13 protein-coding genes are annotated in these 12,162 nt (G+C 74.3%); 8 read left to right on the forward strand and 5 right to left on the reverse strand.

The genetic code is table 11. The features are described from left to right. The first annotated feature begins 77 nt into the window (after window positions 1–77). Together rpmB and JOE63_RS15275 are read left to right on the forward strand one after the other, a co-directional pair. Window positions 78–269, forward strand: a complete 192-nt coding sequence (gene rpmB / locus JOE63_RS15270; RefSeq protein WP_024840757.1) for a 50S ribosomal protein L28 — start codon at window positions 78–80, stop codon at window positions 267–269. Window positions 270–430: 161 nt separating this feature from the next. Then, window positions 431–946 carry a GNAT family N-acetyltransferase gene (locus tag JOE63_RS15275; protein WP_053371462.1) on the forward strand — a complete coding sequence of 172 codons (516 nt, stop codon included), beginning with the start codon at window positions 431–433 and terminating at the stop codon, window positions 944–946. Between the two features lie 9 nt (window positions 947–955). Here JOE63_RS15275 and JOE63_RS15280 read toward each other — a convergent pair whose 3' ends face one another. Continuing rightward, window positions 956–2,002, reverse strand: a complete 1,047-nt coding sequence (locus tag JOE63_RS15280) for a thiamine-phosphate kinase (protein WP_087469366.1) — start codon at window positions 2,000–2,002, stop codon at window positions 956–958. Between the two features lie 64 nt (window positions 2,003–2,066). Here JOE63_RS15280 and JOE63_RS15285 point away from each other — a divergent pair, with 64 nt between their 5' ends. Next, a complete protein-coding gene (locus tag JOE63_RS15285) occupies window positions 2,067–2,621 on the forward strand; it encodes a DUF3515 family protein (RefSeq protein ID WP_307840140.1) in 555 nt (184 codons plus the stop codon). Window positions 2,622–2,645: 24 nt separating this feature from the next. On the opposite strand, the gene JOE63_RS15290 is transcribed toward JOE63_RS15285, so the two are convergent. Continuing rightward, window positions 2,646–3,815: a D-alanine--D-alanine ligase family protein gene (locus JOE63_RS15290; protein WP_087469367.1), complete on the reverse strand. Its 1,170-nt coding sequence runs from the start codon at window positions 3,813–3,815 to the stop codon at window positions 2,646–2,648. A 207-nt stretch (window positions 3,816–4,022) separates the two neighbouring features. On the opposite strand from JOE63_RS15290, the gene JOE63_RS15295 reads away from it, so the two are divergent. From JOE63_RS15295 to JOE63_RS15310, 4 genes are all read left to right on the forward strand, one after another. After that, window positions 4,023–5,453 carry a hemolysin family protein gene (locus JOE63_RS15295; protein WP_087469368.1) on the forward strand — a complete coding sequence of 477 codons (1,431 nt, stop codon included), beginning with the start codon at window positions 4,023–4,025 and terminating at the stop codon, window positions 5,451–5,453. After that, entirely contained in the window at window positions 5,450–6,481 is a 1,032-nt protein-coding gene (locus tag JOE63_RS15300) for a hemolysin family protein (protein WP_204542452.1), read from the forward strand. Before JOE63_RS15295 ends, JOE63_RS15300 begins: the two co-directional genes overlap by 4 nt. Before the next feature lie 81 nt (window positions 6,482–6,562). Continuing rightward, window positions 6,563–7,768: an acyl-CoA dehydrogenase family protein gene (locus JOE63_RS15305; RefSeq protein ID WP_087469370.1), complete on the forward strand. Its 1,206-nt coding sequence runs from the start codon at window positions 6,563–6,565 to the stop codon at window positions 7,766–7,768. 144 nt (window positions 7,769–7,912) lie between these two features. After that, on the forward strand, window positions 7,913–9,064 hold the full coding sequence (locus JOE63_RS15310) for a trans-sulfuration enzyme family protein (RefSeq protein ID WP_087469371.1): 1,152 nt from the start codon (window positions 7,913–7,915) through the stop codon (window positions 9,062–9,064). Window positions 9,065–9,080: 16 nt separating this feature from the next. Here the strand turns inward: JOE63_RS15310 and JOE63_RS15315 are convergent, their stop codons facing one another. Then, window positions 9,081–9,422, reverse strand: coding sequence for a DUF6191 domain-containing protein (locus JOE63_RS15315; protein WP_087469372.1), 342 nt, complete (start codon window positions 9,420–9,422; stop codon window positions 9,081–9,083). Between the two features lie 189 nt (window positions 9,423–9,611). Between JOE63_RS15315 and JOE63_RS15320 the strand changes: the two genes are divergently transcribed. Then, window positions 9,612–10,313 carry an AMIN-like domain-containing (lipo)protein gene (locus JOE63_RS15320; protein ID WP_204542453.1) on the forward strand — a complete coding sequence of 234 codons (702 nt, stop codon included), beginning with the start codon at window positions 9,612–9,614 and terminating at the stop codon, window positions 10,311–10,313. A gap of 28 nt (window positions 10,314–10,341) precedes the next feature. Here JOE63_RS15320 and JOE63_RS15325 read toward each other — a convergent pair whose 3' ends face one another. Continuing rightward, window positions 10,342–11,424, reverse strand: coding sequence for an NAD(P)H-dependent glycerol-3-phosphate dehydrogenase (locus tag JOE63_RS15325; RefSeq protein WP_087469373.1), 1,083 nt, complete (start codon window positions 11,422–11,424; stop codon window positions 10,342–10,344). Beyond that, the gene (locus JOE63_RS15330; RefSeq protein WP_087472435.1) at window positions 11,421–12,146 is read right to left on the reverse strand and encodes a lysophospholipid acyltransferase family protein; all 726 of its coding nucleotides are present in this window, start codon (window positions 12,144–12,146) and stop codon (window positions 11,421–11,423) included. Before JOE63_RS15330 ends, JOE63_RS15325 begins: the two co-directional genes overlap by 4 nt. Window positions 12,147–12,162: the final 16 nt, after the last annotated feature.

The following is a 12,162-nucleotide window of genomic DNA, read 5'->3' on the forward strand; positions in this document are numbered from 1 at the left end:
CACCGGGCGAGACACCCTACAGACCATTCAGGACGTCGCCGCTGCGTGCGCGACGTGCACGACGATCAGGAGAAACCGTGGCTGCCAACTGCGACGTCTGCGGCAAGGGCCCGGGCTTCGGGCACAGCATCTCGCACTCCCACATCCGGACGAAGCGCCGCTGGAACCCGAACATCCAGCGCGTGCGCGCCGTGGTCGCGGGGACGCCCAAGCGTCTCAACGTGTGCACCTCCTGCCTCAAGGCCGGGAAGGTCACCCGTCCCGCCTGAGCATCGCGAGACCGTGACGAGAGCGTCTGCCGGATCCGGCAGGCGCTCTCGTCGTCTCTGCACGTCGGACCGGTGACCGCCGGTCCTCGAGATGCGGAGATCTCCTGAAGATCGGGACAAACCGGTTTGGCGGATCCGGGCCGCGGTGGCAGTCTTTGTGCATGGTGACGGAACTGAGCGAGGTAACCATCCGCCCGGCCGCTCCCGCGGACGCGAGCGCCATCGCAGCCGTGCACATCGCGTCCTGGAGGGGCGCGTACGCCGGTATCGTGCCCGACGAGTACCTGGCCTCGCTCGACCACGACCAGCGCGAGCAGCACTGGGTCCAGAGCCTCGCGACCCCCGGCGCCCGCACGTGGCTCGCCGACGCCGACGGGCGCACGATCGGCTTCGCCACCCTCGGTCCCAGCCGCGACGAGGACGCCGAGCCGGGCGACCTCGAGATCTTCGCCATCTACCTGGACCCCGAGTCCTGGGGGCGCGGCGTCGCGCGCGACCTCATGCGCACCATGCTCGGCGAGGTGCGTCCCGGCACGACCGTCACGCTCTGGGTCCTCGAGGACGCGGAGCGCGCGCGCCGCTTCTACCGTCGCCACGGCTTCACGCCGGACGGCGTCGAGCGCCGTGACGACATCGGCGGCAAGGACCTCACCGCCGTCCGCTACCGCCGGGGCTGACCACCGCGCTCAGGCGCGGAAGTGGTCCCATCCCGTCGCGCGGTGCGCGACGCGCCCGTCGACCCGCACGCCGGCGCCGTCGCCGTCCACGGTGCGCACCGTGCCGATCGCCCGGAACGCGTCGGGCAGGTCGGCGTCGGCGGGGAACGTCGCGAGCAGCGCGTGGTCCTCGCCTCCCGACAGCACCCAGCCCTCGGCGAGGTCGCCGACGTCCGCCCCGGCGTCGCCGTCCGTCGCGGCGTCGCCGTCCCCGCTCGCGGCGTCCTCGCGCGCGCCGTCGAGCGCGGCCGCCACCGCGCGCAGGCGGTCGCGGTCCGCACGCAGAGCGGCGAGCTCCAGGTCCACGACGACGCCGCTGGCCCGCGCCATCCGTCCCGCGTCCCGCAGCAGCCCGTCGGACACGTCCATCATCGCCGTCGCGCCGGCGTCGGCGGCCACGGGCCCCGCGGCGAGCGGAGGGTCGGGACGCAGGTGCGCGAGGACGAGCGTGTCGTCGAGGTCCGCCCGGTCGGCGTCGAGCAGCGCGAGACCTGCCGCTGACCGGCCCAGGCTCCCCGCGAGGGCGACGACGTCGCCCTCGCGGGCGCCGGAGCGCAGCACAGGCTCGCGGCCCTCGAGGTCGCCGTGGACGGTGACCGCGACGACGACCTGGTCCCCTCCTGAGAGGTCCCCGCCGACGACCGCGGCACCGAGGGGCGCGCAGGCGTCGGCGAGCCCTCGCGCGAGGCCGGTGACCCAGTCGACGGGCAGGTCGCCCGGCATGACGAGCGAGACGACGAGCGCCGCAGGGCGCGCGCCCATCGACACCACGTCGGCGAGGTTCTGCACCGCGGCACGCCACCCGACGTCGTACCCGGAGGACCAGCGCCGCCGGAAGTGCCGGTCCTCGACGAGGACGTCGGTCGACACGACGTAGCGGCCGTCCGGCGCCGCGACGACGGCGCAGTCGTCCCCCGGCCCGACGAGGGTGGTCGGCGCGGTGGGCAGCAGAGGGAAGATCCGGGCGAGGAGCGCCTCCTCGGGCACGTCGCGGACCAGCAGGGGCGTCTCGCTCACGCCGCCACCCTAGTCGCCGCCCGGGCGGTCACGGGCACCCTCCGCGGGCCGCTACGGTGGTCGCGTGCTCGACGCCGTCCCTCCCGCCTCGCCGTCCACCCGCCCCGGTCCGTCCCGGCCCCGCCGGTCGCGCCCCCTGACCCGGACCGTCGCCGTGCCGGCGCTCCTCGGCGTCGTCGCGGCGACCGCCGCGTGCGCACCGAGCATCGGCGTCCCGGTGGCGGACGACGCCCAGAACCCGCTGTGCGCGGACGTCGTGCTCGCGCTGCCGGAGACCCTCGGCGAGGACCTGGCGAAGGTCGGCACGACGAGCCAGGCCACCGCGGCCTGGGGCGAGCCGGGCGCCGCGGTGACGCTGCGGTGCGGCGTCGAGGTGCCCGGACCGACGACGACGACGTGCCAGAGCGTCGAGTCCGACGGCGGCACCGTGGACTGGCTCGTCGTCGAGGACGAGGGCACGTGGACGTTCACGACCTACGGGCGCGACCCCGCGGTGCAGGTCGTCGTGCCGCCGGCCGTGACCGAGGACCACTCCACGTCGTTCATCGCGGACCTGGGCCGTGCGGTCATGGAGGTCCCGCAGACGCGCGCGTGCGTCGGTACGGGCGACGTCGGCTGAGCCCGGCGGGTCGTCGCGGAGGGGTCAGCGCAGGCCGGTGGGCCGCTCGAGCGCGAGCGCGACGAGCTCGTCGATGAGCTCGGGGTAGCTCAGCCCCGACTTCTCCCACATGCGCGGGTACATCGAGAAGGGCGTGAAGCCGGGCATCGTGTTGATCTCGTTGACGACGACCTGCTCGTCGGGCGTGACGAAGACGTCGACCCGCGAGAGGCCCTCCGCGCCGACCGCCTCGAACGTCCGGATCGCGATCTCGCGCACGCGCTCCACGAGGTGCTCGGGCAGGTCGGCCGGGCACGACAGCTCGACCCCGGCCTCGTCGAGGTACTTGGCCTCGAAGTCGTAGAAGTCGTGCGCCTCGCCCGTGACGACGATCTCGCCGGGCAGCGACGCGCGCGGGCGCGCACCGCCGCGGCCCCCGAGGACGGCGCACTCGATCTCGCGGCCGACGACGCCCGCCTCGACGATCACCTTGGGATCGTGCTCCTGCGCGGCGGCGATGGCGGCGGGCAGGTCTGCGAGGTCGTCGACCTTGGAGATGCCGAGGCTCGAACCCGCGCGCGCGGGCTTGACGAACACGGGCAGGCCGAGGGCCGCCACGGTCTGCGTCCACGCCTCGGGGTCGCGCTCGAACGCGCCCGGGCGGATCACGGTGTACGGGGAGACGGGCAGCCCCTCGCCGGCGAGCACGAGCTTCATGAAGTGCTTGTCCATGCCGACGGCGGAGGCCAGGACGCCCGCGCCGACGTAGCGGACGTCGGCGAGCTCGAGCATCCCCTGGAGCGTGCCGTCCTCGCCGTACGGGCCGTGGAGCAGCGGGAAGACGACGTCCACCTCGCCGAGCACGCGCGGGACGTCGCCCGGGGTGAGGACGCGCAGCTCCCGGCGCCCGGTCGACAGCGGCAGGATGACCTCCTCGCCGGTCGGCTCGACCTGCGGCAGGCGCCCCTCCGTGATCTCCCAGCGCGCGGGCTCGTCGGCCGCGAGGACCCACTCCCCCGTCGGCGTGATCCCGACCGGGACGACGTCGTACCGCGAGCGGTCGATCGCGCGCAGCACGCCCGCGGCGGTCGCGGCGGAGATGGCGTGCTCGCCGGAGCGGCCGCCGAACAGCACGAGGACGCGGGGCTTGCGGGGTGCGCCGGTGGGGTGCTCGTCGGTGGACGGCACGGACCGGTCGGGGCTCTGGCTGGACATCGCGGACGACCCTACCGGACGTGTCCGCGCGGCCCGACGCGCCCGCGGGAACGATCCGGGACCGTCCTGCGTTGGGAGTGCCGTGGAAGACACGACTCTCGAGGCCCCCGCGGCCGACGACCCCGACCATAGTCCCGGCCGCACCGGCCCCGGCAGCGAGCGGACGCACCTGCGCGTCCCCGACGACCGGAGGGCGGTGCGGGCACGATGACGACCTTCCTCTCCCTCCTGCTCGGTCTCCTCGTGGTTCTCGCGATCACGGCGGCGACGGCGTACTTCGTCGCCCAGGAGTTCGCCTACATGACCGTCGACCGCTCCCGCCTGGGGGCCAAGGCGGAGGCCGGCGACGAGTCGGCCCGGCGCGCGCTCGCCGTCACCCGGCGCACCTCCTTCGTCCTGTCCGGGGCCCAGCTCGGGATCACCGTGACGGGCCTGCTCGTCGGCTACGTGGCCGAGCCGCTCATCGGCGAGTCGTTGGGCACGATGCTCGGCGGCGTGGGCGTCCCCACGGGCGTCGGCGTGGTCGTGGGCACCGTCCTCGCCCTCGTGCTGTCGACGATCATCCAGATGCTCTTCGGCGAGCTGTTCCCCAAGAACCTCGCCATCGCGCGGGCCGAGCCGCTCGCGAAGGGCCTGGCCCGTTCCACGACCGCCTACCTCACGGTGTTCGGCTGGCTCATCGCGGTCTTCGACAAGGCGTCCAACGCCCTGCTGCGCCTGCTCAAGATCGAGCCGGTGCACGACGTCGACAACACCGCGACCGCGCGCGACCTCGAGCACATCGTGGCCGACTCGCGCGAGAGCGGGGACCTGCCCGACGAGCTGTCCGTGCTGCTCGACCGCATCCTCGACTTCCCCCAGCGGGACGTCGAGCACGCGATGATCCCGCGCTCGCGCGTCGGGACGGTCCGCCCCGAGGCGACCGTCGCCGAGGTCCGCGAGCTCATGGCCCGCGCCCACACCCGCTACCCCGTGGTCGACGAGACGGACCAGCCGCTCGGCGTCGTCCAGCTCGCCGACGTCCTGGCGACCGACCTGCCCGACGACGCGCCCGTCACCGATCTCATGCGACCGGCCGTCGTGCTGCCGACGACCATGACGCTGCCCGACGCGCTCGGGCAGCTCAACTCCACGCGCAACCAGCTCGCGTGCGTCATCGACGAGTACGGCGGCTTCACCGGCGTGCTCACGGTCGAGGACCTCGCCGAGGAGCTCGTGGGCGAGATCACCGACGAGCACGACCCGGAGCAGCCCGTCACGGTCACGGCCGAGGACGACGGCGTGTGGGTCATGGGCGGCGACGTCCACGTCGACGAGGCGGAGCGCGCGCTCGGGCACGACCTGCCGCGCGGCGACCACGAGACGGTCTCCGGGCTCCTCATCGCCCAGCACGGCGCCCTGCCCCGCGCGGGCGACACGATCGAGGTCCCGCTGCCGGACGACCCGGCCGACCTCGTCCACGACGAGCCCGTGCACCGCACGCTCGTGGTCGACGTCCTGTCTGTCGAGCGGCACGTGCCGCGCCTCGTGCGCGTCCGGCTGGTCGAGCAGCGGGGCGACGCCCCGGCCGTGGACGTCGCACACCCCACCACGCACGAGGCTGCCCACCCGGCGGACGCAGCGAAGGAGACCCGATGAGCAACCCCTGGGTCGTCGTCGTGGCGACCGTCGCGATCATCGCGCTCAGCGCGTTCTTCGTCGCCGTGGAGTTCGCGCTCCTCGGCGCCAAGCGGCACCGCCTCGAGGACGCCGCTCCGACCAGCCGCGCCGCGCGCGCGGCGCTGCGCAGCTCGAACGAGCTGACCCTGCTCATGGCGGGCGCCCAGCTCGGCATCACGGCGTGCACCCTCGCGCTCGGCGCCATCACCAAGCCCGCGGTGCACCACTGGCTCACCCCGGTCTTCGAGACCTGGGGCGCGCCCCTGTGGGCCGCCGACGTCGCGGGCTTCGTGCTCGCGCTCGTCATCGTGACGTTCCTGCACCTCGTCATCGGGGAGATGGCGCCCAAGTCGTGGGCGATCGCCCACCCGGAGCGCTCGGCCACCCTGCTGGCGCTCCCGATGCGCGGGTTCATGTGGGCGTTCCGTCCGCTCCTGCGCTGGCTCAACGCGCTCGCGAACCGCTGCGTGCGGGCCGTGGGCGTCGAGCCCGTCGAGAACGTCGAGGGCGGCGGGCAGGATCCCGCGACCCTGCGCCACCTCGTCGAGCACTCGGCGAACGTCGGTGCGCTCGAGGCGTCGTACCGCGTGCAGATCTCGGGCGTCATCGAGCTCGAGACCCTCACGGTCGACGCGCTCGTGCCGGCCGAGGGCCGCCCGACGTCGGTCCCCGCGACGGCCACGGCCGCGGACGTGCGTGCCGCGTCGGCCCGGTCGGGGCACCTGCGGATCCTCGTCCAGAACGGGAGCGTCGTCCCGAAGGTCGTGCACGTGCGCGACACGCTCCTGGAGCCCGACGACCGGCTCGCCGGGGAGCTCGCGCGTCCCGGGTTCGTGCTCGCGTCGGGGACGACCGTGCACGCCGCGCTCGCGCGCATGCGCGAGTCGAGCGAGCAGCTCGCGATCGTCATGGACGGCGGGCGGTTCGTCGGCGTCGTGACGCTCGCCGACGTGCTGCGCCGCATCCTGCCGTCCCCGGAGGAGCCGACGCCGGCGCTCGTCGGCTGACCGGTCCGGCGTACGGTGGAGGGGCCCCGGCGACGCGCGTCGCCGGGGCCTCTCGCCGTCCGCCCCGACCGAAGGCAGGCCATGCCCACGCCCGTCGCCCCGTCGTCCTCCCCCTCCTCCTTCGCGCCGCCGTTCCCCGAACCCCGCACCCTCCTCACCGACGACCTGCTCGAGGCCGTCCGCGGCCGGGCGGCGGGCTACGACCGCGACAACGCCTTCTTCGACGAGGACCTGGCCGCCCTGACCGAGGCCGGGTACCTGCGCGCGCTCGTGCCCGCGTCGTTCGGCGGCGCCGGGCTCGGCCTGCGCGAGGTCGCGCACGAGCAGGCGCGCCTCGCGGGCGCGGCCCCCGCGACGGCGCTCGCGGTGAACATGCACCACGTGTGGACCGGCGTCGCGCGCTACCTGCACGAGCGCGGCGACGCCTCGCTCGACTGGCTGCTCGAGGAGGCCGGTCGCGGCGAGGTGTTCGGCTTCGGGTACTCCGAGGGCGGCAACGACCTCGTCCTGCTCGGGTCCCGCACCGAGGCGCGGCCGGACGGCACGGGTGGCTACACGTTCCACGGCCGCAAGATCTTCACGTCCAACTCGCCCGCGTGGACGCGCCTCGGCGTCCTCGGGCTCGACACGGTGTCCGACGACGCCCCGCGCCTCGTGCACGCGTTCGTCGCCCGGGACGCCGGGGTCGAGGTGCTCGACGACTGGGACACGATGGGCATGCGCGCGTCGCAGTCCCGATCGACGGTGCTGGACGGCGCGCACGCGCCCGCCGACCGCGTCGTGCGGCGGCTCGCGCCCGGGCCCACTCTCGACCCGCTCGTCGTCGGGATCTTCACGACGTTCGAGACCCTCCTCGCGTCCGTCTACACCGGGATCGCGGGGCGCGCGCTCGAGCTCGGCGTCGCGGCGGCGCGCCGCCGCACGTCGATGAAGAACGACGGCGCGTCGCTCGCGCAGGACCCGGACATCCGCTGGCGCCTCGCAGACGCCGCGCTCGCGCTCGACGCGGTCTGGCCGCAGATCGACACCGTCGCGGGCGAGCTCGACGCCCTCGTCGACCGCGGCGCCGGCTGGTTCCGCGCGACCGCGGGGCTCAAGGTGCGCGCCACGGAGACGGCGAAGACGGTCGTCGACCAGATGGTGCGCGTCGCCGGCGGGTCGAGCTACTTCGCGGGCAACGAGCTGGGCCGCCTGTACCGCGACGTGCTGGCCGGGATCTTCCACCCGTCCGACGACGAGTCGGCCCACTCGACGGTCGCCCAGTCCCTGCTGGGCCCGCTGGACTGAGTCTCGCGATCGACCGCCGAGCATGCGGCTGTCGCCGATCCCGACCACCGGACGGGCGACGACCGCATGCTCGGCAGGACCGGGACCGTGCCAGGAGGTGACCGTCCGGGGCATCCGTCGTGCGGCCGGGCGTACGCTGCCGCCATGAACGACCCGCACGTGCCCGCCGCCCTCTCTCCCGCGACCGTCGCCGTCGCCGCCGGACGGCCCGAGCGCGCGCAGGGCGCGCCCGTGAACCCGCCGATCGTCCTGTCCTCGACGTACGTCTCGCAGGGTGTACAGCAGCCCGGCGAACTCCTGTACACGCGCATGGACACCGAGACGTGGCACCCGTTCGAGGAGGCGCTCGCCGCGCTCGAGGGGGGCGAGCACCCGGGCGTGGCCTTCGGGTCCGGGATGGCGGCGATCGCGGCGGTGTTCTCGCTCGTGCCCGCCGGCGGCAAGGTCGTGCTCCCCCGGCACGCCTACCAGGTGACGCTCGGCTTCGCCGACGACCTCGCGGCGCGCGCAGGGGTCGAGGTCGTCCGGGTCGACGTCGCGGACACCGACCAGGTGATCGCCGCGCTCGACGGCGCCTCGCTCCTGCTCGTCGAGTCCCCGACGAACCCCATGCTCGAGGTCGCCGACCTGCCCGTGCTGCTCGCGGCCGCTCGTGACCGCGGCGTGCTCACCGCCGTCGACAACACGTTCGCGACCCCGCTCGGACAGCAGCCGCTCGCGCACGGCGCGGACGTCGTCGTGCACTCGGTGACGAAGTACCTCGCCGGGCACTCCGACGTCGTCCTCGGCGCCGCCGTCGCGCGCACGGCCGAGCTCACCGCGACGCTGCGCTCCTACCGGACGCTCCACGGGTCGATCCCGGGTCCGTTCGAGGTGTGGCTCGCGCTGCGCGGCCTGCGCACCCTCGCGCTGCGCGTCGAGCGCGCCCAGGCGAACGCCGCCGAGCTGGCGCGGCGCCTCGCCGACCACCCCGACGTCGTCGAGGTGCGCCACCCGAGCCTGCCGACGGACCCCGGGCACGAGCGCGCGTCGCGACTCATGACCGGGTACGGCTCGATCCTCGGCGTCCGACCTCGTGGCGGGGCCGCGGGCGCGGACGCCGTCGTCGGTGCCGTGCGCCTGTGGGTGCCCGCGACCAGCCTCGGCGGCGTGGAGTCGAGCCTGGAGCGTCGCCGCCGGTTCGCGACCGAGTCCCTCACGGTCCCCGAGGACCTGCTGCGCCTCTCCGTCGGGATCGAGGACGTCGAGGACCTCTGGCAGGACCTGGACCGGGCGCTGCGCGCACCCGCCGGCTGAGATCGTCCGAGGTGCGCTACCGCGCGTCGGTGTCCGGTCGCGCGGGACCGGCCGTGCCCGCCGGCACGTAGAAGACGCCGTCGTCGAGGTCGACGTCGAACGGACGCCCCTCCGCGGGACGCTGCACGATGTCGAGCCGCTGCCGCTCCTTCTCCTCCGTCACGTGCGTGCGGCTCGGCTGGAAGATCTCGACGATCTCGCCGAACATGCCCGACGACGCGCTCTCCCCCGCGCCCGCGTCGCGCCGGGCGCGCGCCTCGGCGCCTGACGTGAACCGCGTGATCCCGACGACGAGCAGCACCGTGAGCGCCACCACGACGAGAACCCCACCTGCCTGTGCACCGATCCCCTGCAGCATCGTCCGAGCGTAGCGTCGACCACCCCGACAGGACCATGACGGCAAGGACCCGCGCGCACACGACATCGGGACGACGTCGAGATCGCGCCGAGACACCACCGTGACCCGACCGGGACCGGACCGTGCTCTGCCCGCCGCGCGAGCGTGACCTGCGGTTTCTACGATCGGTCCATGAAGGCACGAGGAACGATGCGAACGGACCGAGGCGACCGGGCGCGACGCGGAGCCGCGACGTCATCACGGGCCGCGACGGCCGCCGTCGGGCTGCTGGTGCTCTCGCTCGCCGCGTGCACCCCCGGCGGCACGGACGACTCCCCGTCGCCGTCGGGCACCACCACGAGCGACTCGCCCAGCCCCACGGACTCGCCGTCCGACGAGTCGGGCGAGAGCCCGACCGACGACTCGTCGACGCCGGCCGACGACGCGTCCGAGGCCCCGCTGCCGTTCCCCGCGAACACCGATCCCGACACCCAGGACCCGTCCGCGGACGCAGCCCTGACCGTGACGGACATCCGGGTCGGGCACCACGACGGGTTCGACCGTGTCGTCTTCGAGCTCGGCGGCGCGGGGACGCCCGGGTGGCGCGTCGAGTACGTCGACGAGCCGATCGACGACGGCAGCGGCAACGTCGCGACCGTCGACGGCGACGCCTACCTGCAGGTCATGATCTCCGGCTCGGGGTACCCCATGGACACGGGTGTCGACGAGTACGCGGGCCCCAACCCGGTGCGCGCGGGCGACGACGGCGAGGTCGAGGAGGTCCTGCTGCGCGGGGTCTTCGAGGGCTACACGCAGGCGTTCGTCGGGGTCGACGACGAGCAGCGCCCGTTCCGGGTGTTCTCGCTCGAGGACCCGACGCGCGTGGTCGTCGACGTCCGCGACGACGACTGACGACCGCGTCGGGCGCGCTCCGTCGACCTCAGCGCTCCGCCGAGATCCCCTCGGCCTTCTGCGGCCGGGCGAGCAGGCCGCGCGCCATCTCGTCGACGGGCATGCCCTCGTGCAGCACCGCGACGACCCCCGCCGTGATCGGCATCTCGACGCCCACCTTCTGCGCCAGCTCGAGGACCGACCGGCAGGACTTGACGCCCTCGGCCGTGCCGCCGGTCGCGGCGATCGCGTCGTCGAGGCTCAGCCCCTGGCCGATGTGCTTGCCGAGCGTGTGGTTGCGCGAGAGCGGCGACGAGCACGTCGCGACCAGGTCGCCCATGCCCGCGAGACCGGCGAACGTCGCCGCGTCGGCGCCGAGCACGAGGCCCAGGCGCGTGATCTCGACGAGGCCGCGGGTGATGACGGTGGCCGTGGTGTTCCAGCCGAAGCCCCGGCCCTGCGCGATGCCCACGGCGAGCGCGATGACGTTCTTGACCGCCCCGCAGAGCTCGACCCCGACGACGTCGCGGTTGGTGTAGGGACGGAAGTACGACGACGAGCACGCGCGCGCCACGTACCGCGCCACGTCCTCGTCGACGCACGACACGACGGTCGCCGTCGGCTGGCGGTGCGCGATCTCCCGCGCCAGGTTGGGGCCCGAGACCACGGCGACGCGCTCGGGCGGCAGCCCGAGGGACTCCGCGACGACCTCGCTCATGCGGCGGTCGGTGCTCAGCTCGACGCCCTTCATGAGCGAGACCGCGACGGCGTCGGGCTCCAGGTGCGGGCGCAGCTCGGCGAGCGTCGTGCGGGCGACCTGCGAGGGGATCGCGACGACGACCAGCCCCGCCCCGGCGAGCGCGTCGCGCGCGTCGGTCGTGGCCCGGATCCCTGCGGGCAGCTCGATGCCCGGAAGCCGCTTCTCGTTCCGTCGGGAGAGGTTCACCTGCGCGGCGACCTCGGGATCGCGACCCCACAGGCGGACCTCGCAGCCGGCGTCGGCGAGCACGGCGGCGAACGTCGTGCCCCAGCTCCCCGACCCGAGGACCGCGGCGACGACGCGCTCCGCGGCGGGGACGTCGCCCGCGCCGAGCGGCCCGGGGCTCGTCTCGACGGTCTGGTCCCCGGTCACCGGCGGCGCTCCGAACCCGGGTGCTGACGCACGTCGAAGCGCTCCGCGGGCGCCTTCGCACCCCGGATCTCCTCGAGCTGACGCGTGATCGCCGTCATGATGCGCTCGGTCGCCTCGCGCAGCGTCGCGGTGTCCTGCGGACGGTCGTAGAGGTCGGACAGGTCGACGGGCGGGCCTGCGTGCACGGCGACCCGCTTGGGCGGGATCGGCTTGAACACCTTGCCGTACGGCGCGAGGAGCTGCTCGGCGCCCCACTGCGCGATGGGCACGACGGGGGCGCGGCTCGTCAGGGCGAGGCGCGCGACGCCCGTCTTGCCGACCATCGGCCAGCCGTCGGGGTCGCGTGTCAGCGTCCCCTCGGGGAAGAACACGACGCACTCCCCCTCGTCGAGACGCGCGGTGGAGTCGACGAGGGACTGTGCGGCGCCCGACGTGCCCCGGTGGACCGGGATCATGCCCGTACGGCGCAGGACGCCACCCAGGACCGGCACCGTGAACAGCGACGACTTGGCGGTGATCTTGGGCGCGCGCCCCTGGTCGTAGAGGAAGTGCGCGAGCGTCAACGGGTCGAACTCCGTGACATGGTTCGCCGCGGCGATGAAGCCGGTCGGGGGCAGGTTCTCCGCACCGCGCCAGTCACGGCGGGTGATCGCGAAGAGGATCGGGCGCAGGAAGAACGCGAGGTTCTTGTACGCGCGCGGGGTCTCGGGCAGGCTCGGCACGGTCACCGAGCCTACC

Source organism: Cellulosimicrobium cellulans (genome assembly GCF_016907755.1).
Classification (GTDB): Bacteria; Actinomycetota; Actinomycetes; order Actinomycetales; family Cellulomonadaceae; genus Cellulosimicrobium; species Cellulosimicrobium cellulans_D.

Coding starts and splice junctions, on each gene's coding strand:
- JOE63_RS15275 (WP_053371462.1), top strand. CDS start 431: ATGGTGACGGAACTGAGCGAGGTAACCATCCGCCCGGCCGCTCCCGCG.
- JOE63_RS15290 (WP_087469367.1), bottom strand. CDS start 3,815: ATGTCCAGCCAGAGCCCCGACCGGTCCGTGCCGTCCACCGACGAGCAC.
- JOE63_RS15295 (WP_087469368.1), top strand. CDS start 4,023: ATGACGACCTTCCTCTCCCTCCTGCTCGGTCTCCTCGTGGTTCTCGCG.
- JOE63_RS15300 (WP_204542452.1), top strand. CDS start 5,450: ATGAGCAACCCCTGGGTCGTCGTCGTGGCGACCGTCGCGATCATCGCG.
- JOE63_RS15305 (WP_087469370.1), top strand. CDS start 6,563: ATGCCCACGCCCGTCGCCCCGTCGTCCTCCCCCTCCTCCTTCGCGCCG.
- JOE63_RS15310 (WP_087469371.1), top strand. CDS start 7,913: ATGAACGACCCGCACGTGCCCGCCGCCCTCTCTCCCGCGACCGTCGCC.
- JOE63_RS15315 (WP_087469372.1), bottom strand. CDS start 9,422: ATGCTGCAGGGGATCGGTGCACAGGCAGGTGGGGTTCTCGTCGTGGTG.
- JOE63_RS15320 (WP_204542453.1), top strand. CDS start 9,612: ATGCGAACGGACCGAGGCGACCGGGCGCGACGCGGAGCCGCGACGTCA.